The sequence below is a fragment of the Cytobacillus horneckiae genome (genome assembly GCF_002835735.1).
GTDB lineage: Bacteria > Bacillota > Bacilli > Bacillales > Cytobacillaceae > Cytobacillus > Cytobacillus horneckiae.
On the sequence record NZ_PISD01000030.1, the window covers coordinates 192,235 to 217,188 of the forward strand.

At 39.5% G+C, this 24,954-nt stretch carries 20 protein-coding genes; 4 read left to right on the forward strand and 16 right to left on the reverse strand.

Annotated features, from left to right (window positions below):
• Positions 1-276 precede the first annotated feature (276 nt).
• Both CWS20_RS14325 and CWS20_RS14330 read left to right on the forward strand, forming a co-directional pair.
• The gene (locus CWS20_RS14325) at positions 277-1,905 is read left to right on the forward strand and encodes an SWIM zinc finger family protein (protein WP_241504196.1); all 1,629 of its coding nucleotides are present in this window, start codon (positions 277-279) and stop codon (positions 1,903-1,905) included.
• Complete coding sequence (locus CWS20_RS14330) at positions 1,898-4,714, forward strand: DEAD/DEAH box helicase (RefSeq protein WP_066189267.1); 2,817 nt, start codon at positions 1,898-1,900, stop codon at positions 4,712-4,714. The genes CWS20_RS14325 and CWS20_RS14330 overlap by 8 nt, the downstream gene beginning before the upstream one ends.
• A gap of 54 nt (positions 4,715-4,768) precedes the next feature.
• Here the strand turns inward: CWS20_RS14330 and CWS20_RS14335 are convergent, their stop codons facing one another.
• The 3 genes from CWS20_RS14335 to ssb form a co-directional block, all read right to left on the reverse strand.
• Positions 4,769-5,122, reverse strand: a complete 354-nt coding sequence (locus CWS20_RS14335) for a hypothetical protein (protein ID WP_066189265.1) — start codon at positions 5,120-5,122, stop codon at positions 4,769-4,771.
• Positions 5,123-5,584: 462 nt separating this feature from the next.
• Positions 5,585-9,529: a S8 family serine peptidase gene (locus CWS20_RS29005; RefSeq protein WP_066189263.1), complete on the reverse strand. Its 3,945-nt coding sequence runs from the start codon at positions 9,527-9,529 to the stop codon at positions 5,585-5,587.
• A gap of 413 nt (positions 9,530-9,942) precedes the next feature.
• Positions 9,943-10,380, reverse strand: a complete 438-nt coding sequence (gene ssb, locus CWS20_RS14350) for a single-stranded DNA-binding protein (protein WP_083957110.1) — start codon at positions 10,378-10,380, stop codon at positions 9,943-9,945.
• A 271-nt stretch (positions 10,381-10,651) separates the two neighbouring features.
• Between ssb and CWS20_RS14355 the strand changes: the two genes are divergently transcribed.
• On the forward strand, positions 10,652-11,083 hold the full coding sequence (locus CWS20_RS14355) for a YwpF-like family protein (protein WP_066189260.1): 432 nt from the start codon (positions 10,652-10,654) through the stop codon (positions 11,081-11,083).
• 74 nt (positions 11,084-11,157) lie between these two features.
• Here CWS20_RS14355 and CWS20_RS14360 read toward each other — a convergent pair whose 3' ends face one another.
• The 7 genes from CWS20_RS14360 to spoIIID all read right to left on the reverse strand — a co-directional run bounded on the left by CWS20_RS14360 (position 11,158) and on the right by spoIIID (position 16,325).
• Positions 11,158-11,451: a hypothetical protein gene (locus CWS20_RS14360; protein ID WP_101226336.1), complete on the reverse strand. Its 294-nt coding sequence runs from the start codon at positions 11,449-11,451 to the stop codon at positions 11,158-11,160.
• A 298-nt stretch (positions 11,452-11,749) separates the two neighbouring features.
• On the reverse strand, positions 11,750-12,172 hold the full coding sequence (gene fabZ, locus CWS20_RS14365) for a 3-hydroxyacyl-ACP dehydratase FabZ (protein ID WP_066189258.1): 423 nt from the start codon (positions 12,170-12,172) through the stop codon (positions 11,750-11,752).
• 124 nt (positions 12,173-12,296) lie between these two features.
• Entirely contained in the window at positions 12,297-12,572 is a 276-nt protein-coding gene (locus CWS20_RS14370) for a DNA-directed RNA polymerase subunit beta (protein ID WP_066191966.1), read from the reverse strand.
• 15 nt (positions 12,573-12,587) lie between these two features.
• The gene (locus tag CWS20_RS14375; RefSeq protein WP_066189256.1) at positions 12,588-13,430 is read right to left on the reverse strand and encodes a flagellar hook-basal body protein; all 843 of its coding nucleotides are present in this window, start codon (positions 13,428-13,430) and stop codon (positions 12,588-12,590) included.
• Between the two features lie 36 nt (positions 13,431-13,466).
• On the reverse strand, positions 13,467-14,285 hold the full coding sequence (locus CWS20_RS14380; protein ID WP_066189252.1) for a flagellar hook-basal body protein: 819 nt from the start codon (positions 14,283-14,285) through the stop codon (positions 13,467-13,469).
• A gap of 187 nt (positions 14,286-14,472) precedes the next feature.
• The gene (locus CWS20_RS14385; protein WP_066189249.1) at positions 14,473-15,474 is read right to left on the reverse strand and encodes a rod shape-determining protein; all 1,002 of its coding nucleotides are present in this window, start codon (positions 15,472-15,474) and stop codon (positions 14,473-14,475) included.
• Between the two features lie 578 nt (positions 15,475-16,052).
• A complete protein-coding gene (spoIIID, locus tag CWS20_RS14390; RefSeq protein WP_066189246.1) occupies positions 16,053-16,325 on the reverse strand; it encodes a sporulation transcriptional regulator SpoIIID in 273 nt (90 codons plus the stop codon).
• A 657-nt stretch (positions 16,326-16,982) separates the two neighbouring features.
• Between spoIIID and CWS20_RS14395 the strand changes: the two genes are divergently transcribed.
• Positions 16,983-17,639, forward strand: a complete 657-nt coding sequence (locus CWS20_RS14395) for a LysM peptidoglycan-binding domain-containing protein (protein WP_083957109.1) — start codon at positions 16,983-16,985, stop codon at positions 17,637-17,639.
• Positions 17,640-17,738: 99 nt separating this feature from the next.
• Here CWS20_RS14395 and spoIIQ read toward each other — a convergent pair whose 3' ends face one another.
• The 6 genes from spoIIQ to nuoN all read right to left on the reverse strand — a co-directional run bounded on the left by spoIIQ (position 17,739) and on the right by nuoN (position 24,952).
• Positions 17,739-18,677 (reverse strand): stage II sporulation protein SpoIIQ, encoded by a 939-nt coding sequence (gene spoIIQ, locus CWS20_RS14400; protein ID WP_066189243.1) that lies wholly within the window; start codon positions 18,675-18,677, stop codon positions 17,739-17,741.
• Positions 18,678-18,849: 172 nt separating this feature from the next.
• A complete protein-coding gene (spoIID, locus tag CWS20_RS14405) occupies positions 18,850-19,878 on the reverse strand; it encodes a stage II sporulation protein D (protein ID WP_066189241.1) in 1,029 nt (342 codons plus the stop codon).
• 786 nt (positions 19,879-20,664) lie between these two features.
• Positions 20,665-21,978: a UDP-N-acetylglucosamine 1-carboxyvinyltransferase gene (gene murA, locus CWS20_RS14410; RefSeq protein ID WP_066189238.1), complete on the reverse strand. Its 1,314-nt coding sequence runs from the start codon at positions 21,976-21,978 to the stop codon at positions 20,665-20,667.
• A gap of 33 nt (positions 21,979-22,011) precedes the next feature.
• Positions 22,012-22,758: a YwmB family TATA-box binding protein gene (locus tag CWS20_RS14415; protein WP_066189235.1), complete on the reverse strand. Its 747-nt coding sequence runs from the start codon at positions 22,756-22,758 to the stop codon at positions 22,012-22,014.
• 210 nt (positions 22,759-22,968) lie between these two features.
• Entirely contained in the window at positions 22,969-23,217 is a 249-nt protein-coding gene (locus CWS20_RS14420; RefSeq protein ID WP_066189232.1) for a DUF1146 family protein, read from the reverse strand.
• 223 nt (positions 23,218-23,440) lie between these two features.
• Positions 23,441-24,952: an NADH-quinone oxidoreductase subunit NuoN gene (nuoN, locus tag CWS20_RS14425; RefSeq protein ID WP_066189230.1), complete on the reverse strand. Its 1,512-nt coding sequence runs from the start codon at positions 24,950-24,952 to the stop codon at positions 23,441-23,443.
• Positions 24,953-24,954: the final 2 nt, after the last annotated feature.

The following is a 24,954-nucleotide window of genomic DNA, read 5'->3' on the forward strand; positions in this document are numbered from 1 at the left end:
TCCAACTCCAATGAAATTATATAAACCTTAAAGAAACGCACTGTCATTCTGGTTTGTGCGTTTCTTTCGTTAATTTAACTTTAAATTCGCCCTATATAAACACTGCTTCCTGCAAATATTAAGATGCAAAAAAATACACTATATATCCAACCCTCTCCCCCACTACAACCTAGCATCTAAAAATGATATAATTAAGGAATGCAAAAAAAGGGTACCTGTCACCTACAAAATTCGACATGGATGAATAGGAATGTTGTGAAGGAGGGTGTGTGTTTGATGGAGTTGATGATTCCGGAGAGGTTTTTGGAGCCTTTGGAGGTCGCGGCGAAGAGGATTGCAGAGAGTTTGAATCCAAATCAGCCTGAGGATCAGTCGCTTGTTCAGAAAGGGTTGATTTTATATCGTCAGGGACTTGTCAAGAATGTCCGGTTTGAGCAGTCGACGATTAAAGCCGTTGTGCTCGATGTGACTCGTGTGAATGTTGAGCTTAACCTTGATGACTTCTCATTCAGTACTTGCTCTTGCCCTGCCGAAGAATATTGCCGCCATCAAATGGCCGTCTTTTTCCACCTATTATCAAAGAAAAACAGTGTATCAACTTGGCTAGAAGGATGGCGTTTACCAATTAAGGAGAAAAAAACGCTGGCAGAGCTCGGGCTAAAGCGGGCAAAGGATTTAATTAAAAATGAAAAGGATGCTGAACCGGATTATGACCGCTGGATTCAGTTATTTAATGAGAACTTCGAAAACATTATGCTGCAATCAAGTAAATATCCGAAACCGTATGTCGTTCCTGACCTTTTTCACATATATTTAAGAAGAATCAATGCTAGCTCTCCAATGAAAAAAGAATGGAAATCACTTTACCAGCTTATCTGCTCCATCCATTCCTTTGATTTATTGGATCGTTTTGCTGCTGATTGCGGTCATGATACGGATGATATCAATCGCTATTATCTTCACCTTTTTCAGGACTTGATGGAAGAAGCGGTTGTCATGATGAAGCGATTGTCTGCTGTCACCGTCCCCTTTGCTTTCGATTCTTATATCACTAAGCTAAAAGATCATTCAGCAAACTTAATTCATAATACTAGCACATTGGTTGAATATGAACGGACCCAGCTTTATCGCCGCCTTTGGACTAATTTTTTCAAGAATAAAGACTGGCGTGAAGCTGAACTGGAAAAGTTAAATACATTCGATGATCCATCTACTCTTCCTATGATTGTTGGAAAGGCGCATATTCATATTCTGCTGCATAACGATGATGCTGCACTTGCTATGTTGCCTAAGGAAGATGGAGAATTCGCACCGTATCTTTTTTACTGGATAGATTATTTTAATGGCCAAAAAGAATATACGAGGCTGGAAGGCTTTATCGAAAAACTTTTATCAAATACAAGACATTATTTAGAGACGGAATATTATCATCATAAATGCGTAGAATTTGTAAAAATCGTACTGGATGTGATTACACCTTATTGCAGTCACATGAACCGGAGCGACTTATATGAAAAAGCACTGATGGAAACATTGCCATACAGCTTTTATTACTATGAGGAGTTCCTTTTCGAACAGGCTCAGCTAGAAAAATGGACCGACCTTCAGGCTCTTATTGGCATCGGTCTAACAGACATTCCTGAAAATCGTTTGAAGGTGATTGAAAAAGAATATCCGCAGCTTTTATTGCCGCTCTATCATCAAGCGATTCAAAAGGATATTGATATGAAAAACCGTGACCATTACCGCCATGCTGTCCGAAAAATGAAAAAGCTGCGCACACTATATAAAAAATTAAAACAGAGCGAACAATGGGAACAATTTTTAGAAGAGCTATTGGAAAAAACTAAACGTCTTCGAGCCTTCCAGGAAGAGTGTAAAAGGGGTAAGCTCATTCATGCTTAAAACTAGATATATTCATATAAAAATAAAAAGAATAAATCACGACTCCTTTCTCATTTATGCACTAAATGAAAAGGGGCGTCCCCTTAACCCATTAGATTGGAAACCGATGCTGTTTCATTCACATGCAGAAAGCTTCTATGGGACGATGGTTGAAGATAAAAATATTGATGGCATCCACGGGTTTATTCTCGACAGCTGGTCATTAATTACTTTATTTGCGACTGAGCAATTCAATCGTCTCATTGAGTGGGACTGGGACGAGGCGGCAGAAATTTGTTTATCCTCAGCCCCCATACTTAAAGAATCCATTGATGAAAAAATGTGGATGCCTGACTTTTCATCATGGGAGAATGACGAGTTCCGGTGGGCACTGCCGACCGATGTAATTGATGAATTCCATCACTCCTTCTGGACTCAAACCATCGGTTCAGAAGAAGTGAAACCATTTGTTGAACAACTTTTTCATCATGCGCTTGATCACTATTTAAATCGCAATAAACAAGCAAAGGCTGCGTTTGGTGAAAAATTAAAAGCACTTCGCAGTGAGCATTTGTCGCCGAAAGCCTTAACTGCTTATTTTGATGAGGAAAGCTGGCAGGAATGGATTCGCGTCAGCGCGAATCCTATTCCGTTTACCATTGGATTAAAACTTGAGGAGCCTGCGGAGTTAGATGACAGCTGGGAGCTTTCTATTTTTTTGCGAGGAAAAGAAGATCCTGATATCTTTGTTGACTTTAAAGACTATTCAAATTACCCGCTTAACTGGCATGATTATGAAGATGACATAGAAAAAGAATTCAAGCGCTGGATACAAGTGTTCCCATGGCTGCAAGGTGAAAAAAACAAGCTCACAACCCAATTGACCGAAGATGAAGCGTGGACATTCCTTACTGAAGCGAGTGAAACATTGCTTGCACTCGGGGTGGAAATACTTTTACCATCCTGGTGGCAGGCAATGCAAAAGGCTAGCATGAAAGTAAAGGCCAAAGTAAAAGGTTCCAGCAGCAATCGTCCTTCATTTGTCGGCTTGCAAGCGATGCTTGATTATGATTGGCGCTTTTCCATGAATGGCATTGACCTTTCTGAAGAAGAATTTCGTACAATGGTGGAAGAAAAACGGCGACTTGTTTATATCCGTGGCCGTTGGATTAAGCTTGATCCACATTTTGTGCGACAAATTCAGGATCTCATGAAGCAGGCGGAAAAGGAAGGCCTGCATGTGCGCGATTTAATTGAGCAGGAACTTCTTCATGAGGAAGAAGACAGCGATGATTTGTTAAACGATAAGGCTTTCGCCAAGATCCAGATTGAAATCAACCGCCAATGGAAGCAAATGGTGAAACAGCTGCGCAGTATTAAAGATATTCCGCAGGAAATGGTTCCTACAAGCTTCAAGGGTGAACTTCGCCCCTATCAGCAGCTTGGGATGAGCTGGCTATTATTCTTGCGGCAATTTGGATTTGGTGCCATATTAGCAGATGATATGGGACTCGGGAAAACCGTCCAGCTATTATCCTATATCCTTAAAGTGAGAGAACAAGGTGAGGACGGTCCTGCTCTTATTATTTGCCCAACATCAGTGCTTGGAAACTGGCAAAAGGAAATAGAACGGTTCGCACCTAAACTGAATGTCCATCTGCACTATGGAACACACCGCCTGAAGGGGCAAGACCTTAATAAAGCGGTGATGAATGCAGATATAGTTTTAACCTCTTATGGTTTAACGCATTTGGATATTGAAAGCTTGGAGCAGGTTGAATGGAGCTCTGTCAGCATCGATGAAGCGCAAAATATTAAAAATGCACAAACTAAGCAATCTCGTGCAGTTAGAAAATTAAAAGGCAAGCACCATATTGCACTCACCGGTACGCCGATGGAAAATAGATTAACTGAGCTTTGGTCCATATTCGATTTTACGAATCATGGCTATTTGGGCAGCCTTGGCCAGTTCCATAAACGCTTTGTTCTTCCAATCGAGAAGGATAATGATAAAGGGAAGGTTCAACAGCTGCAGGCGTATATTCGCCCCTTTCTATTGCGCCGTACGAAAAAGGATGAAGATGTGGCACTCAATCTGCCGGATAAACAGGAACAAAAAGAATACTGTCCACTCACAGCCGAACAAGCATCTCTATATGAACAGCTCGTTCAAGATACTTTTGCCCAAATTGAAAAGCTGACTGGCTTCGAAAGAAAAGGTTTAATTTTACAATTATTAAGCCGATTAAAGCAGTTATGCAATCATCCAGCACTGTATTTGAAAGAATTTACCGGGGATGTATCAATTGGGCGTTCGACAAAGTTAGAGAAGCTGGATGAACTTGTCAGCGCTGTCCATCACCAGGGCGAAAGCTGTTTAATATTCACCCAATATATTGAGATGGGGAAGATGATCCAGAAAATGCTTGAAGAAAAATATGGATTTGATGTGCCATTTTTAAATGGTAGTGTACCTAAAAGTGAACGGGATCTTATGATTGAACGCTTTCAAAAGCAAGAATTTCCAGTTTTTTTACTGTCATTAAAAGCTGGGGGGACGGGTCTGAACTTAACAGCCGCCAATCATGTGATCCATTATGATCGATGGTGGAATCCAGCAGTTGAAAATCAAGCAACTGACCGGGCATACCGCATTGGTCAGAAGCGTTTTGTTCAAGTTCATAAACTGATTTGTACAGGAACTTTAGAAGAGAAAATTGACGCCATGCTCGATCAAAAGCAAACGCTAAATGATCAGATTATCCAGAGCGAAGGCTGGTTAACAGAGCTTTCTACGGATGAGCTACGTGATTTAATTTTGCTTTCCTAAGCTTACTGTGTTGCACTGACTGCCCCTAAAGGAGTTATTTCCTTAGGGGTATTTTTAATTTTGTAACCGTTTACTAACAACACCTGGGGCATTTCTCTTATTTGTCATGTATGTCACACGCTCTCCATCCTTAATGAGGAAACAAGATAAGAACTTTAACAAGTCTCCCGCATGTACATCGTGTACGAATAATATTTTTTTCTCAAATTCAAGCTTATATTGTGGTGGTTGTTTCTTGATGTAGTGAAGAATGATTGGGGTATTTTTCTTAATTGGAAGTTTGTGATATGTTGAAATTTCAGGACGTTTAATCAGTTGAAGGGCGTCATAAAATGTCGGCTGATGGTTAATATTAATTTGATTTTCCCCCCTCTTAAAAAAATAAAGATATCTTTCTCTTTCTTTCAAATGATCAGCCTCCTTTCGCCTATATTTAAACTGCTAAAAATAAATGGTCAATCCGCTAGCCTCTGCAAAGCGCAGCAACCCCTAACCTTAAATTATAATTCGACGAAACATTGCACATTCCTCCCAGTTCTTAATACCCACATCAATATTTTTAAACTTTTTTTCGAGCTTGTCGAAATTTGTGGGTGACAGGTACCTTTGTCGAATTATGGAGGTGACAGGTACTCAAAAAATCCCCCAGCCGCTTTGCGGGTGGGGGATTTTTTGAAATTTTTTGATTTTGATTTTGATTTTTTGATTTTTTGATTTTTTGATTTTTTGATTTTTTGATTTTTTGATTTTGATTTTTTGATTTTGATTTTTTGATTTTGATTTTGATTTTTTGATTTTGGGATTTAATTTTTTCTCTCTTTCATTCTTCCTTTGTCCTTACCGTGAATTTACTTTGTGTAAGCATAAGGTTTATAAGCTTATTTTAACACCGATGCCTGGATTGCCAGTGGTAATCGGCTTGGTAGGTGAAGGTGCTGGGGCTTTAATGCCGCCACCGCCACCCGGAAGCTCAGGCTTAATGATTTTTCCTGGTTTTTCAGGGACTGGGTTCGGGTTGAATTTCCCTCCGTCTGGTGTTTCGCCAGTTTCCGGAGCTGTTTCACCTTCACCAAGTTTGAACAAGTCCAATGTTCTTACTGTTTTGTTTCCTGCAAGGTCTGTTGCTTCAAATGTAAATTGGTTAGGGCCCTCTTTTAGCTCTAATTCAATTTCTTCAATGACATGCTCGAAGCTTCTCATTTCATATGGAGCTTGGAACTCCTTGAAGAACAGCTCGTCTCCATCTAAATAGAAGCGAATTTCATCAAAATTATCAGCCACTCTCACATCAACAATCGGATTGTCAGCACCATGCTCGATATACTCGCTAGCAGGAGCGCCGATTACTTCAACTTCTGGAGCTGTTGCATCAACCATGATTGTGCGCTTGAATTTAGAAACATTCCCTGCAGAGTCAACTGCTTTCACTTCAAATGAAGGAACACCATCTTCAAAATGAAGCGTTGTATCGAATGTATACTCAGCTTTCTCTTCATTGTAAGTTAACTCTACGTCTTGTCCAGCAATCGTAAATTCGTCAATATCAGACTCATCTACTACCTTTCCGGTGAATTTAACATCATTTGTATTTACCGTACCTAATGCGTCTGGACTATCCAAATAAACCTCTGGCGCTTTTTTATCATGGTTCACTTCAGTTACCTCAGCCTCAACTGCTGTTTTGTTGCCAGCAAAATCATAAGACTCAACAGTTACTACGGAACCAACTTCTAATTCTTCACCAAATGCGTATTCACTTGCATCTCCAGCAAGAGGCTCATCAAGAACAGTCTCGCCATCTATTAAAATATCTAAATAGGATATGCCAGAACCGCCTTCATTATCCTCAGCATTAATGCTTAATGCTGTATTATCCTCAACAACATCAAACGCCACTTCCGGTGCAATTGTATCGATTTTAACTGGAATCTTAACTGATTGCCACTCAGCATCAGGGAAGTCAATAACCGATTTAATTTCAAAATAATATTGACCATCGGCAGCTACCTTGTTTTTGATTTTCCCGTCCCATTTCCAACTAGGATTCAATTTATAATACGAACCGTTTCCACGATCATAATAGTCTTTACGCACTTCATTTTCGGTGCGCAGCTTTCTTAATTGCTTGCCGTCTTCATCAACGATATTGAATTCTACCTTTTTTGCATTTCGCAAGAAAGTAAGAGCTGGAATGAACGCTTCCTGAACTTTATCTCCATTTGGAGAAATTGCTATTTTATCCGCTTCAAATTTTCCGTTGATCGGATTATATCCTAAATAATTATAGCTGTCATTTTCCGCATAAACTGCTCCAGCCATACCGTAGAAAGAATCATCATCATACTTCAATCCATCCAAAATAGGCGCTTGATCCCAGTTGCCTTTAAAGCCAACATACGGAACAGATAATTGCGGATGTGTATCTGCTGAATCAGTTAATGTCACATAACCTTCAACAAAATATCCATTCGGGAATACTTCATCTACATCAACTGGAGTCGTCCAATCACCAGTGCGGCTAGGATCTACCACTTGAGCATTACTCACGTCTGCGACTACTGTGAATGTGACTGAACCTCCAGCTGGAACAGTAATTTCAGCTGAATCCTGACCATCAACAGTAACATTTACATTCAATAACCCTTGCGTTTCAAGCTCGTCTACTGCCCATCCTAATTCTCCATAGGCAGCAAAATCAGTTTGAATATTGGCTGCAGCATCATAGGTTACATCTTCGTCACTAAAGTTTTGAGCCTTTAAAGTGAATTCGAACTGATTGCCCACCTCTTTCAAAGCAACCTTTGCTTCATCCGTTTCGACTTCTGTGACTACAACAGGCGTTGAAAGAGCTGAATGAAGCTGCATAATTCCAGAGCCTTGACGACGTGGAGAATATGGCAGGTTCCATTCAAGTGAACTATTCACTGTTCCTTGATCGACAACAGGCTGAGCTGTATTCATCATAATATTTTTCGCAGTATACACACGATCATAGCCGATTAAATCAAAGTCCGCATCTACTCTTTGTAAAACAAGGGCTGCACCACCGGCAACGTGAGGAGCTGCCATAGATGTACCGCTCATCATTCCGTATTGTCCATTTTCTAAAGTAGAATATATTTGTCCACCTGGTGCTGTAATTTCCGGTTTGAAATCAAGGCTAGGCGTCACACCCCATGAAGTGAAATCACTCATTTTTCCGCCTTCAGGGTTTGGCGCTGTTGTTTTTTCACCTTCAAATGTAAAAGTCACTTTTTCACCACCACGAATAGCTGATACAATTTTGTCCCCATCATTCTTAAGCATGAATAATTGAGGAATTGTAATGCTTGGATCAGATGCCATGTTTACATAGCCATCTGCATTATTGTAAATAATTACTCCAACCGCTCCAGCAGCTTGTGCATTTACAGCCTTTTCAATAAACGTTAATCCTCCGCGTTGAACCATCGCATACTTTCCAGAAACATCTGAGAGTTCCTCAGGGTATCCTAAACCGCCATCAGCCACATCAAAAGTTTTTGTTTCAACATCATTTGGATGCTTGCTTCCAGCAGATAAGAATGGTGATTCACTAGATTCCCCGCCAAACTCTACTTTGACTGCATCAAGATCCATAAAATGATTTTCAATTGAAGCCACTTGAAGTGAATCATAAGAAATACCTGGTGCACCCACTACACCTACATCAGGGTTTTCAGAAGTGGGGTTAGCGAATCCATTGCCAAAGTGTGCAGAGTTACCCGCAGAAATTGACATTAAAATACCGTTTTCAACTGCTCTGCCAACCGCTTTATGCTCAGCTGAATCAGGAGATACAAAACTCGCTGGAGAACCTAAGCTCATGTTCAGCACGTCTGCACCAAGAACGATTGCGTCATCAATTGCCTTTACATAAATATCACCATATGTTGAGCGAAAGTTTGGATCATTGCCAAAAACCTTTAATCCTAAAATTTGCGCTTCAGGTGCGACACCCTTAATACCGCCGTCATCTTCGTTTCCATTAGCTCCAACAGTGCCCGATACGTGCATGCCATGCATGTTGGCACCTGGTGCTACATCCTGGATAATGTCATTTTCGTCCATATAGTTATAGGCATATGGAACTTTTTCTGTATAGTATGAACCCGACAGGTCGCTATCTCTTTTAATGCGGTCGACCTTACTCTCTGTCAAATCCACTTCTGTTTCATCTGATAAAACCATATCTTGGTGACCTGGGTCAATACCCGTGTCAATCACGCCAACGACCATGCCATTCCCTTTATAGCCATAGTCTCTCCAAGCTTCTTGCGCTTGTACTAATTCTTTACTGTAAACCATATCTGGCGCTTCTTCAGGTCGCTCATATTCATTTACAACTTCAACCGAAGAGACATTTTTTATTTCTTTTACTTTTTCTATATCTCCGTACATCATTTCTGCACTGAAGCCATTCACAACCGTTGTAAAGCTTTCATGTTCTACCAATTTAACTTTGTTTTTCTTCACTTGGTTTTTTACTGCTTGCTGCTCCGCTAATTTTTCATTTGTGAGCTGCTTCTTTTTTGCCTCAGGCAATTCTTTATACATTTTCTTTTGTTTTTGGGCATACAGAATGGTTGGGTCACTCTTCATTTCAACGATGACACGAACAATATCTGTATTTTTATACTGCTTGTCCACCTCGCTTTTTTCAAGCTTCTGTAAAGTGGTCTGATTCTCTTTTGCTTTTGTATTCTCGACCTTGTTCGGCACTGCGGCTGAAACAGAACTTGAGAACACGAGCAGAAAAGCGATTAAAACGACTAGAATTCGGCTTTTCCTCACCATCCAACTCCCCTTTTTTATAATTCAGAATTTTTTTATTTCTATTTAAAGGTAACACAACCATTTTTTTAGTTTTAGAGTACTAAAGTACTGATTACCAAAATTTATGATAGGTCCTTTTATTTATTTTTAATCTTCTGATTTATTTACGCAAATTAGAGGCTATGCTGATTTAACGCATAAAATCAATAAGAAAATGCCAATGCACTTTTGCATCGGCAATAATGGGGAGAAAGATCGAGGATGTTAATTGATTTTCTATAATGAGGCTTTTGCGGGGATTGTCCTGAATGATGATAAATTATGAAAATGTCCTTAATCCTTCAGTATTTCTCTCATTGGAGTCTCGTGATTCATGGATATACATTTCCAATTGTATAACGCGATGATATAATTCATCCACACGCTGATTAGATCTACCAAGCATCTTTATTAGACTTTCCAGCAAGGACTCTGTCGCTTTCACTTCGACTGATTTCCCTTCCATCTCGTCTCATCTCCTCTTTTTTTAAAGATCGTTCAGGCATCTCTTTTCTTTTATTATCCAAAAACTGAACCTGCTCCGCTATCACTTCTGTCACGAAAACACGCTTTCTATCGCTATTATCGTAGGATCTAGTTTGAATCCTGCCTGTAATACCAATAAGAGACCCTTTTGTACAATACTGTGCAAGATTTTCAGCCGTTTTCCTCCACAATATACATTGAACGAAATCAGCCTCCTTTTCCCCGCTCTCATTGCGAAATTGCCGATTAACAGCCAGTATTACGTTCAACACAGATCGTCCATCCGGTGTACTTTTTAACTCAGGCTTACGCGTTAATCTCCCCACCAGAATCACTTGGTTAATCAAAGTCATTCCTCCTTTCTTTTAATAGCATAATGTCATGATCACTCGTTGTAAAAAAAGGATAATTGAATTTTCCACACCATTTATCACTAAAAAATGGACAATAAATTGTCAAAAATTGAATTTTCATATGTTTTTTTCTTATGAAAATTCAATTTTACATTATGCGACATATATTTTTCGACAAACTGGAAGTTTCCAGGAAAATTCGCTTTCTTATTTTCGTGTGATATAATTTTGGTAATCGACAGCGAATAAGAAAGGGAGGGGTAGCATGAAGACATTTAAGCTAGTGTCAATGCAGGTATGGGATGAGGATGAGCTTGTGGATATCACTCTTGAAGATGGCTTAATTATCAATAAAGAGGATGAGAAAAGCAGGTGGCTTCTCGAGGCCTTTATTGACAAGAAGTTTCTGTCTTTTTTTTCAAAGCTAGAGAAAAAAGGGCAAGAGGTCCCGCTACAGGTTGTCATTTCTAAAAAGGATAATGACCCTGCCCATTTTATGACAAAAATATCTTCAATTAATGAGTTTGTAGATCAAATGAGCGTGTTGTTTGAAGGTAAAATACGAAGCAAAAGAAATGAATTTGCCGAAGTGCTGTTAGGTGATTTAGTTTCGAAGGGATTGTCAGGAGACAAATTGTTGAATGAATTCAAAGGACAAATGAAGCGGGCGCATCGATTAGCTAGTGCAAAGAAATAAGCAGGTTGGCTACAGTGCTTTTTAAAGAAAAAAAAGGACAGGTTTGACCTGCCCTTTTTCTTTAATGATGGTTATTACATATTGTCATTATTCTCTTCATCTTCAAGAAGTGGATCATTTTCGTTCTTATTATCTTCATTCATTCCATCATCATCTTTGTTGATGTCATCTTGATCATTATCATAAACGTCGTTTCCGTCGTTCGTGCCGTTATTGCCGTTGTTTTGGTTATTATCTTCGACACCACCAGGCTCTTCGATCATGTCGTCATCTTCTGGAGGTGGCTCCTGATCATTCGCTCCACAACCTACAAGTAACATTGCGGATAAAGCTGATCCTCCAAGTATCTTTAAAAGATTTGATTTCACGTTAGAAAACTCCCTTCAAGTTTAATCTTTCTTAGGTCGACCATATCGGTCTCTTGATATCTTTCCCTAATCACCATACAACTTGCAAAAAGTCATCTTGAAATTTTTTCCGATTTTATGCTGCAGCATTACTATTAGCATTCACCTTGCATAAAAAAATAAACGTGAAATAGTCAATGTAATGGGATTGTTATCGAGCTGTAAAGTTCTTGTGAGGATTCTCTTTTCTGCAAAATTAAACATAAATTCAGCAATGCGGCTATAATAAAAACCGCCAAATTGATTGGCGGTTAAAGGTTTATTTTAGCGCAAACATGATTTCTGTTTCGCAGACAAGTTCTCCATCGACAGTAGCTATGCCTTTACCCTTGCCGATTGGTCCTTTTACACGGGTCATTTCCACTTCTAGACGAAGCTGATCTCCCGGTTTTACTTGTCTTTTAAAGCGGCATTTATCTATTCCTGTAAAGAATGCAAGGCGGCCGCGGTTTTCTTCTTTTTTGAGCATAGCAACTGCACCTACTTGAGCTAATGCCTCAACAATCAGTACGCCAGGCATAACTGGGTAGTCTGGAAAATGCCCATTAAAAAATTCTTCATTGGCGGTTACATTCTTTATGCCAATTGCTTTTTGACCTTCTTCCACTTCCAAGATTTTATCAACTAATAAAAAGGGATAACGATGAGGGATAATTTCTTTAATTTGTGTGATGTCTAACATTTTAGTACCTCCTACTAATAATAGGTATTACTTTCATTTATATTGTACTAAAAATATGAAAAAACGCAAAGTTTGATCTTCCATAATACAAAAAAGAAGGAGTCACATAGTTCTCCTTCTTTTCCTACTGTTTCTTAACGAGGTCAATAATATGCGACCAAGTTTCCTTTTTGAAGATGTCTGTAGCATTACCCTCTCCGATTACACCGTAGCCGAATGCTGCTCCCCCAATAATGCAGATGGCAAGCAAAACAATGACAATGATGATACGAAGCCAAATTGGAATGAGGCGGACACGAATGCGCTCTTTCGGTGACTTGGCCTCTTTGGCTGCAGATTTTTCCCTATTTAGTTTTTCTGTTCCCTTTGTTGATTGTTCTTGTTCGTTATTTAGTGACATATAATTTTTTCCCCTTTAACGGATTCCATTAATTAAACCCATCATTTGGTCAGCCATGGAAATAGATCGAGACTGGAATTGGTAGGAGCGCTGTATATTCATGATATCTGTCATTTCCTTACCCATGTCAACATTAGATTGTTCCAGCATGCCTTGAGATAATGCTATACCGTTGCTCATCTGGCCATTTAAATCTGTATAAATGTCAGCTGCTGTTACGTTTAAAGCCGCCAAATCATTAGGCAGCCCCAGCAGATTGCCTCCAACCTGTTCTAAAAACTGTGGCTTACGCACCAATGATATACCTAAATCGATTTCTTGTGAACCGCCATTGTTCAATTGCACTTGAAGACGTCCATTATCAAGTAATTTATAATTGCTTGCATCACCAGAAATAATAATAGGATTATTATTCTGATCGAGAACTGCATGTCCCTCACTTGTTACGAGCATATTCTCATTTTGCCCTGTTGGCGTCAAATAAAATGCGCCGTCTCTCGTAAACCTTAGAGAGGCACCATTCTCAGTTTGCTGAAGCACACGAAAGTATTGTCCTTCGGTTGTTAAGGCAAAATCCAACGGGCGGTTTGTCGTGTTAAGGCTTCCTAAGTCCGCTACCATTTGCGATTGGCCCAGCTTGGCACCAACCCCCTGTCTAATGCCTGCGGGGGTCATTCGATTAATTTCAGGGCTCTCATTAGGATGATTATTAAATTGCTGGACAAGCATTTCAGAAAAGCTCGTTTCTCTCCGCTTATAACCGGTTGTGCTCACATTCGAAAGATTATGGCTTGCGATATCCATTTGCTTTTGCAACTGTGATAAAGTGTTCGTTGCGGTGATCATTGTTCTATTCACTTAATCTCCCCCTTTTTCGGGATCTTCATTAACTTATTAGCCAATTCTGCCAACTTCATTTGCGACTTTCTCCATACTGCGGTCATATGCTTGCAGCACTTTTTGATTTGCCTCAAATGCGCGATAAGCTGTCATCATATCAGTCATTGTTCTGCTTGTATCTACATTCGATTGCTCAAGATATCCTTGCTGGAGCTTAAACTGAATATCTCCATTACCATAAGCAATTGGCAATGCACCATCCTCAGCTGCATAAAGGCCGTCCCCTTCTTTTACAAGACGATTTGCATCTTCAGCATAGGCAACACCTATTCTTGCTGTTTCTCCTCCAGAACCGGTCAATAATCCTTCTTCTGTAACCGTAAAGTCATCACTGGATAATTGAATCCGCTGACCGCCTTCATCAAGAACATAGAGCCCGCTGGCAGTCGTCAAAAACCCCTGTCCATCAAGAGTGAAATTACCATTTCTCGTATATCTCACGTCTCCTGTAGGGCCTGTTACAGTAAAAAATACAGAAGCATTTTCAGGTAGATTTCCATTAACTAAAGCTATATCAGTATCCATGCTGGTTTCCCGAATATCTCCTTGTGCAAATAACGGAACCGCTTCCTGCATGTACACACCTGTGCTAATGCTGCCGACAGTCGGATTTACTGGCAAACTTAACCCTTTTTTTGTTGGTATCGTTTGCTGATCATACCGCTTAAGCAGCATGTCCGAGAAGCTGCTCATTGCAGATTGATCAGCCTTGAAGCCCGGTGTATTGGCATTAGCCATATTATTTGTTAACATTTCTGTTCGTCTTTGCTGAGCAAGCATGCCTGATGCAACTGTATAAAATCCTCTGAACATGATGTTCACCCCTCATTTTCACTAGATATTCCATATAGTCTATATCGGAAAATAAAGCAATTTTTTTATAGCAGGAGAAACTGCCTCCTCATAAGGCCCTTTCTCTTTCAAACGCGTATATCAAAATATAGCTAAAAAAGGCTGGCCTAACAGAGATGCTCTATAAGGTCAGCCATATCTAGTTATGTTAGCTTAATTTACGTCTTGGCAGCTTATCAATATTATCAAGCATGATGCCAGTTCCAACCGCAACGCAATCCATTGGATTTTCTGCGATTAAGACAGGAACTTTAAGTTCTTCAGCAAGCAGCATGTCGATGCCATGAAGCAATGCTCCACCACCAGTTAAGATTACGCCGCGGTCAATAATATCTGCTGAAAGCTCAGGCGGTGTTCTTTCAAGGACGCTTTTTGCGGCATGAACAATTACATCTACAGGCTCTTTTAACGCTTGCTCGATTTCTTCAGAGTGAACAGTAATCGTTCTAGGAAGACCTGACACCATATCACGGCCTCTTATGTCCATACTTTCGTTTCTTAAGCCTGGGAACACCGTTGCGATGGAAGTTTTAATATCTTCAGCCGTTCTTTCCCCTATAAGGAGTTTGTACTCTTTCTTAATATACTGAAGGATTTCATTATCAAATTTATCTCCAGCCATTTTAATAGAAGATGAAGTAACGATATCACCCATTGAAAGTACAGCAACATCTGTTGTACCTCCACCGATATCTACAACCATATTTCCGCTTGGCTGAAAAATATCCATCCCAGCCCCGATCGCCGCAACTTTAGGTTCTTCTTCTAAGTAAACTTTCTTTCCGCCGCTTTTCTCAGCCGCTTCTTTAATTGCTTTCTGTTCTACACTTGTTACGTTAGTTGGGCAGCAAATTAAAATGCGTGGCTTTGATAGAAAGCCCTTTACATTCAATTTATCTATAAAATGCTTTAACATTGCCTCAGTGACGTCAAAATCAGCAATGACTCCATCCTTTAACGGACGAATGGCTATAATATTCCCAGGTGTACGTCCAACCATACGGCGAGCTTCTTCACCTACAGCCAGTACTTTATTAGTGTTTTTATCAATCGCTACAACAGATGGCTCATTTAGTACGATTCCACGTCCCTTTACGTGAATCAGCACATTGGCAGTCCCTAAATCAATCCCAATATCCCTAGCAAACATTTTCTTTCTGTTCCTCCTCGCAACTTTTCGATAACACCATATGCTGCTTATGATTAATTAAGCGAATTTACTTATTCAAGGCATAAGTAATTAGAATCGCTCAAGCTTTGCATACAAGAGGTCTCTCTTGTTAATTACCAGCAAACGACGTCTCTATTTTACGCTTCCGCATTGATTTCTTTAACATGCAAAATCTTTTCTCACGAATGAGAAAAGATGTATTTATGTATCAGTTGCCTCCACGTCATTATAGCAAATCAAGTTCATTATCCTAATTTTATATTTTAGCACAACTATGAAGGAATAAGTAACTATTTGTCAAAATAATTGTGACATTTTAAGGATATTTGACTTATGTTGTTAGACCTTGTCGTTTTTCACTTCAACTCTGTATGATTTTGCATAGCAAACGGGCAGTTTTTTTTGAATTTCTAAAAACTGCCCGCTTGACTATAAAATAAATTATCGAGTTACAATTTATAGCCCGCTGAACGCTTAAGTTTTGAATGAAGTGAATGTATTCAATTCTTTCTTTTCTTAAGGATAGAGAGGCTATCCGAAGCGCTTTTCGCATTTTATTATTTGATGGGTTCTTCCTCAAGCTCTTCTTTTTTGTATTTCATTTTTGTTGCTTCTCCTCCACGCAAATGTCGGATTGATTTATGGTAATCTAATATTTCCTTTACTTCATTTGCCAGGTCAGGATTAATCTCAGGAAGTCTTTCTGTTAAATCTTTATGGACTGTACTTTTGGATACGCCAAACTCCTTCGCGATTACGCGAACTGTTTTTCTCGTCTCCACGATATACTTTCCAATCTTGATAGTTCTCTCTTTGATGTAATCGTGCACACCACTCGCCCTCCCTAAATTGGATGTTGAGAAGTGTGAAATGAGACTCGCTTTTAACTTTGTCTTATAGTGTGTGCCGTACAAAAAACAAATAACTCGTACGGTAGAAAGAAGAACTTTCTTACCTGCTATATTTAAACATGTCCTAAGGATAATTCACTATTACTTCATAAAACGATCCCTCACCTCAAACATTCTCTTTGTAAGGTTTGTAACAGTTTATTAGCTTGGGTCAGATTATATGCACAAAAAACAGAAGTGGGACAGTTTATTTTGGTTATTTTTTAGAAAATTCATATTTTTATAAACCGCACCTTAAGTCTTATGAAAAAAGGATGAAAATATGCTTATTTTCCATTCTTTTTTATAGTTCTTTTTCCTTCTTTTTCGACATATTTTTCAATGGAGGTAGAATGGAATTTATCTTATTCTCTTCAATATAAATCATTGTGCCTGATAATTGGATTTTTATTGGCGGTTCATAACGCCCTTCATCCTATACTATAGGAAAAAGGATTCTTTAATTCACTTCACCTTTACATCTCTTTTTGCCTATTGTTGTTTTTTCGTCTCCTGAATTAAACTGAATCAGAATTCACATCATTACATAATCATGGTTATACATCTATAATTTTCCAATAAATTGAAGGGGTCAATATGGGTAAAATGATTAAACCACGTAAAGAAAGATTGATGGAAGCAAGAAAAAAAAGACAAAAGGCAAGGCACCGGAAGCTCGCTGGTATAGCTTTTGCAGCCGCAATTATTGCTGGCTGCTTCATTACATTTGGCGGAAATATGACAGAGGCTGCATACATTGTGAAGGAGGATGATACCCTTTATCGCATCGCTAAAAATCATGCTGTTTCTGTTAATGAAATAAAGGAACTTAACCAATTGTCTGATGACAAAATTTTTGCCGGACAAAGTCTTGAAGTTCCATCAGTTGAGTTCTATAAAAATTTAAAAAACAATGCAGCATTACATATCGTTTCTCCTGGTGAAACCCTTTGGGGAATCGCCTCACTCTATGATCTATCTGTTGAAGACTTAAAGAGAATGAATCAGCTTGATAACGACATTGTCCTAGCAAATCAACGGTTAATCGTTATGGATGAGCTTTCATTAAAGAAAGCAAAAATAATCGGTGCAGCAGATGATCTCATTTTAGAATTCCAAAGCAATAACGAGTTCTTCGCCCTAAAAACGCCGTTTCACTCAGCAGCAAAGCTTCAAAGCTTAGCAGGGAAAGAACTGTTCATAACCTACAAAAACAACTCGCTCATCAGCATAAAACAGCAACATTCACCATAAACAACACACAACAAAAAGGAAATATCCTGCTAAACCACAACAGGATATTTCCCGAGAAATGTCGAAATATGGGGGTGACAGGCACCCCTATATTTCTTATTATGCGTCAGCAGATTCTGAAGAGTTTTCTGATTCAGTGTCTGTTTTTTTGTCAGTTTCTGGGTTTGTTTCTGGGTTAGTATCTGAGCCAGAGTCTGTTTCTGTGTCTGAACCTTTTTCAGTGTCTGTGCCTTCTTCTGCATCAGTTTTGCCTTCGTCGCTAGGGGCAGATTCTTCGTCTGTACCGCCTTCGATTTCAGTTGCATCATCAGCAGGCAGCTGTTCAGTTTTATCTTTAACTGTTTCAGATTTCTTCAATTCACTTAAAGACTTATTAAAGAAAGATTCTGGATTTACAGCAATTCCATCTTTACGTAGTTCAAAGTGAACGTGTACGCCCGCTTCTTCATTGATTAAGCTTTTTCCTGCAGTTGCAAGAGCCTGTCCTTGTTCTACTACATCACCTTCAGCTACGCTCATATCAGTAACTGATTGATAGCGGCTAACAATTCCTTCATCATGCTCAATCTCAATTACATTTCCTAATAGCGAATCTTCTTGAACTTTAGTGACAGTTCCACTTAATGAAGCACGAACTTCAAATGGCTCGCCATCCGGCATTGCAATATCAATACCTGTATTTGGATGATAAGTATTGTTGTAAAATACTAATGCCGCCTCTTGTTCAGCATCATCAGCTTCTAAATCATAAAATCCTTTTTGAATCACAGCAGTATCTGTTTTTTCAACCGGCATAACAAAATTTTCTAACGCTCTGTTCACCTCTAGTGCAGGCTCATCGTTTTTGCCTGGAACATCCGTGGCATTATAATCAAATTGGTCAGAATCTGTAGCACTGTTATTGCTGTTTTGGAACCAAAGAACCCCACTAAGTATGAGTGCTGCACTCGCGATGTAGATTGCTGGAAATACCCAGCGCTTTTTCATAAAACGTTTGAAACTAGAATCTTGAGAAGACTTTTTTTCTTCCTCTCTCATTTTTCATCACCTCTGCAATCAGTGTGAACAGATTACAGAAAATATATACATTTTCAAAAAAAATTTTTTGGTTTATTTTTTGCAATAGAAAAAGAAATATACACATTTTTGCAAAATAATTTCTTCCTTCCCATTAAAAATAAAAGAGAGGCTTTTTACAGCCCCTCTCTTCCTATTTCTTTGCTGTCATTTTCGCAAGCATTGTGTCTGATTTCGATATTTCAACATCTTTATAATAATGGGAGACAATCTCCGTATAATTTTTCCCTTCTGCCGCCATACCATTTGCGCCATATTGGCTCATACCTACGCCATGACCATAGCCCTTCGTCCTTATAACAATCTGGTCGCCGTTTCGCTTCCACGTGAAGTCAGTTGATTTAAGATCGAGCTTCGTACGAATATCGGTGCCCTTAATAACTGTTCCATTTATATCCACCTGCCCTACACGATTGCCTGCCGTTTTCTCAATAAATTTCCCTATCTCATTTCCAGCAGGCACCTTTACGCCCAGCTTCTTTTCAAACTCGCCGATAGATATCACTTTTTCATCTGTGAACTTAGGCGTGTCTATATCCCACGGACTTTCTACGCTTTTCAAATATGGTGTTGCATTCGGCCATACTGATTCAGCATTCTCCGTGTACCCGTTGCTCGTTGAAAAAAATGCCGCTGTAATTGGATTACCATCATAAGTAAGAATCTGGCCGCTTGTAGCACGGACAGCCTCCTGAATACGAGCAAGCTTCCAATCATAATCGCCCTTCCACTGTTTCTTTAATTCTTCATTATTTTTAAACACTTGGTGGTTGGTAGAGTCTGTTACTATTGCTCCACTAGGTACATCTGAATCTTTTCCTTGCATCATATGCTGTATGATATAGGTTCGCGCAGCTAAAGCCTGCGCCTTGAGAGCTTCCTTTTCAAACTCTGCCGGCATTTCCGCTGCAACGACACCAACTAAATACTCCTCAAAAGGATGTGTCTCTACTTCCTTTGAATTCATGCGATAGACAGATACATCCATGCCCGGTTCCATCGAAGTCTGCGGAATGTTTTCATCTACCTTCTCTTTACTTTCGGCTTTTGGTTCACCGCTTGATTTTTCACCTGAAAACGGCAGAACAAGCATTGCAGGTATTAAAAGTGTGACGGCAAATAACAGTGATGCTACTACGACGAGTGGTTTGAATTTTGTCATGTGTTAGCCTCCATAATCAATCAGTCTCCTTCAATCTTATGGGGACAAAAAGGCAATTATGACAAATTTCTATATTAAAAATGGGGGCCTATACATTGAGCTTTTCATTTAAATAGGAGGAAATGATGAGCATATTTTTTGCTTTTTCCACAGTTTCTCATTTTAGTTGGACGGGGAGGCAAGTTTCTTCCTAGCTTTCATCGACTGGTTCTCTGTCACTTGGGCGCAGAGACGTGCTCTCTTCTTCCTTTCATCGACTGTTCTCTCTGTCACTTGGGCGCTGAGACGTGCTCTCTTCTTCCTTTCATCTGCTATTCTCTATCACTTGGGCGCTGAGATCTGCTCTCTTCTTCCTTTCATCCACTATTCTCTATCACTCGGGCGCTGAGATCTACTCTCTTCTTCCTTTCAGCGGCTATTCTCTATCACTTGGGCGCTGAGACGTGCTCTCTTCTTCCTTTCATCGACTGTTCTCTATAACTTGGGCTGAGAGACGTGCTCTTTCCTTCCTTTCAGCGGCTTCTCACACTCAATTGGAGGCTGAGACGTGCTCTTTCCTTCCTTTCACTGACTATTCTCGCTCCAACGGGTGCTATGATGCTTTTTTCCCTTGCACCGGCTTTTTGACTTCAAAGATCAGACTATTATGTATGGCATTCGTTCGCAACAGACTTCCATTAATGGCTGTTAGTTCAACTCCATTATCTTCACGATCAACGGTAAATAAAAAAACCGCAAAAATCAGTCGTCTGACTTTAGACGTGCTGCTTTTGCGGTCTGAATTCACTATGCATTTAAATCTGAAATATACTTCTTTTCTGTTGTTGTCTCTTCTTCCACTTCTGTTACTCGTTCGATATCAGCACCAATACCAGCTAATTTCTCATGGAAATTGACATAGCCGCGATCTAGATGCTTTAGTTCGGTAACACGGGTAACTCCGTCAGCAACAAGGCCTGTTAAAATTAACGCAGCGGCTGCACGAAGATCTGTCGCAGCAACTTCTGCACCTTGAAGATTTGATGGTCCATTCATTATAACTGAACGACCTTCAATTTTAATATCTGCATTCATACGGCGGAATTCTTCCACATGCATGAAGCGATTCTCAAATACTGTCTCAGTGATGACACTTGTGCCATTAGCATGAAGTAATAAAGCCATCATTTGAGATTGCATATCTGTAGGGAAACCAGGATGAGGCATTGTTTTAATATCTACTGCTTTTAATTGCTTCGGACCGATGACGCGAATGCCGTCAGCTTCTTCAATGAAAGTAACACCCATCTCTTCCATTTTTGCAATTAATGATGTTGAATGTTCAGCTACAGCACCTTTAACCAACACATCTCCGCCCGTGATCGCAGCTGCTACCATAAATGTACCTGTTTCAATGCGGTCAGGAATAATATGATGCTCAGCTCCAAATAGAACATCTACACCTTCGATACGAATCGTACCTGTTCCAGCTCCACGAACTTTAGCACCCATTTTATTAAGGAAATTAGCTAGATCAACAATTTCCGGTTCTTTTGCAACATTTTCGATAACTGTTGTACCGTTTGCAAGGGTAGCTGCCATCATAATGTTTTCCGTAGCACCTACGCTAGGAAAATCAAGATAAATTTTTGCTCCATGTAAGCGGCCTTCTGGTGCTTCCGCTTCGATAAAACCGTTTCCAACTTTAACAGTTGCGCCCATTGCTTCAAAACCTTTAAGATGTTGATCGATTGGGCGTGAGCCGATTGCACAGCCTCCAGGTAATGCAACTCTCGCTCTTCCATTTCGTGCTAAAAGTGAACCCATTACTAAAACAGAAGCACGCATTTTACGCACATATTCAAAAGGCGCTTCTACTTTTAACTCTCTAGATGCATCAACGATTACTGTATTATTGTCAAACCCCACTTCGGCGTTTAAAAAACGTAATACTTCATTAATTGTATATACATCGGAGAGAGTTGGGACATCACGAATTACGCTTTTTCCATCACTTGCTAATAATGTTGCAGCGATTACCGGTAAAACAGCATTTTTTGCACCTTCAACTTTGACTGTACCGCTTAACCGATTTCCGCCGCGGACGATGATTTTTTCCAAAGTGTATTCCCCTCCGCGTCCATTTTCTCTATATTAATATTCAATCGTAATGATGGGTGTGCCGATAACTATAGTTGTCTTAGCGCCCAACCCTTCTTTTCTTAAACCAATTTGCAAATTCATATCCTCGCCATTCGTCCGAATAGACTCTTTAAACTTCGGTGTGTAGGCAGATGTTGACATAAAATGCTCTTCTTTTAATGCTTCTATCTCTTTCGCATTAAATGCTGTTAATAGCTCTTTCATTTTTAAAGGCATAGACTCACTCATCTTACCACTGAAATCACCTATGATACAAGAGAAAATTCTGGGATTTCCACGAAAAATGTCGACTATACGGCCTTCTAATTTTTCACCCAATTTCTCTTGCTCCTTCTCCTCTAAATCAGCACCGTTTGCCTCATAAATTAAATACGTTTGTACTTCATCATTTATGGGGGTTGAAAGAATTTTTATTGATTCCGTCATTGATCCATTTTCACGTAAAACACCTACAGCCTCATATTGTTCAGCAGTATCCTGGACTGTCCATTCCCATGTAGAAAATGTCTGTTTTACCTCATTAGTATATGCTTTTACCTCATGAAGGGTTTTTAAATCTTCCACATTTTCCCTTGCATGGATAGACCATTCTTGAATCAAAATATTCTCGTCATGTAATACTTGCGCCAATTCAAAAAGAGTAAGATCTGATTGTGCTGCATTCGATTGATTGCCGAAGTAAATCAAAGTGATTCCGACAATGCCAATTATGGATAATAAAAATGAATTTTTTTTCATTTTTTTCTCCCTCCCTTAGTACCATTGTTACCAAAGAGGGGATGCTCATACTTGGGAATTGTCGTCACATTTAGACAATCTCTCTACCGTGTCCAACTTTGAAAAATCCTTCACAAAAAATATGTATGAATTCCCAAATTTTCAACAGCAACACAATGCATTGTACTCAAAATTCCTATAAAAGAAAACATGTACGAAGACCTATATTTGCTACAAAATCACATTCTGAAAAATAAGAGGTAACTGTTGGGACCAAAGAAGATAATCCAGGAAGAAGTTGCTAACTGTTGAACCGATGACAATCGATAGCAAAATGTATAGCAGCCTTGCCTGCACCACATGATTTGGCTTGATCAGTTTATCAATTCTTAATGCCTGAAGCGCCCACCATGAGAGAGCAATAAATACTAAATGAGATAAGATGCTCATCAGGGCTTCATGACCAAAACTTGCGATCACATGACCACTCCTTATCTTGTCTTAACATCACTCTTATTTTATCCTACGTTCATCGAGAAAGAAAGCGTACATATCTCACTCCTTTTGACGTAACTGACATGTAAAAGGTTTCACAAAAACTTATTTTCGGAATTATTAATTTTTATCAAAAAATCCCTTGCTTGTTTTCACTTTCTTCCGCAGCAAAAAAGAAGGGACGCATCCCTCCTCCTATACCCGTTTTCTATTGAATAAAATCATTAAATGATAAAAAGTTCCCATGTAGAAAATCAAATGCAATATTCGGAAATACCCCTAATATGACTGTTACCGCTACACATAAACTGATAACTATAACTGCAGGTGGAGAAAAGCTAATTTTCGTTTCTTGCTGAGGCTGCCTAAAGAATACGGCAGCGAGCACCCGGAAATAGTAAATGTACGAGATGACAGTTGTCGCAATTAGTAAGCTAGCAAGAATATAATGGGTCGGCTCTGTACTTAAAGCACCCATGAAAATATTTAACTTTCCTATAAATCCTGAAGTACCAGGTATACCAGCAAGTGATAAAAAGAGTATAGCCAGGCTGACAGCTAAAAATGGCGAGCTTCGATAGAGCCCTGCAAATTCATTTATTTGTACCTTTTTAGCCTTCCATGCAGCTACTTGAATAATGGCAAACACACCTAGCGTCATAAAGAGATATGCTCCTAAGTAAAACCATAATGTTTCAATCATAAATGGCGAGAACGCGGTGACTGCAACTAGCAGATAGCCGGCATGTGCAATACTTGAGTATGCAAGCATCCTTTTTATATTGCTCTGCCTCAGCGCGACAATATTACCGATTAACATGGTTGCACCTGCGATAACGGCGAGATAATTTTGCAGGCTTAATATTAAAGAGTTATTGCCTGAAAGATCTGGCACTTGGAAGAACACGCCGATAAATATCCTAATGATAATAATAAAACCCGCAGTTTTAGATACTACACTTAAAAACGCAGTAACTGGCAACGGCGCTCCTTCATATACATCAGGTGCCCACATATGGAACGGCACCGCTGATATTTTAAATGCAAGCCCTACTACAATCATAAGAAATGCCAGTGCAAGCAAAAATAAATGTTGCTGCTGATCAATGGCTCCAAGCGCTGCAGCCATTTCTTTTATATTGGTTGTACCTGATATCCCATACACATAACTCATACCAAACAATGTAATTGCAGTAGCAATTGCGCCGTTAATTACATATTTCATTGCCGATTCATTGGATGGCAGATAATTCTTCCTCATCCCAACTAAAATGTACGAAGAGATTGAGAGCAATTCCAAGCCAACAAATAAGGTAATTAAATCACCGCTTGAAGACATCACCATTACCCCGAGAAGTGCGGTGAGAAATAAATAGTAAAATTCTCCGCGGTATTCTTCAAGCTTCTCTTCCGGCTCGTAGGAAATAGCCAGAAGCATGGCAAGCGCGGCTCCGATAAGCAGCAATATCTTAAATGCAATCGCAAAGGAATCGAGCCTAAACGTGTCATACAGTATCGATACCGGGGTATCTCCGATTAAAGTAAATACTGTGATTAATGCGGCAATAATACTTGCAAAACTTAGCCACCCTAGTAGTTTCCGATTAAAAGATCGCGGCAGAAATAAATCCAGCAAGGAAAGCACGGCTACTACGCCAAGGATGATGAATTCCGGTGTCATTGCGCTCCAACGATACGATAATAATGTCTCAAGATCCATCC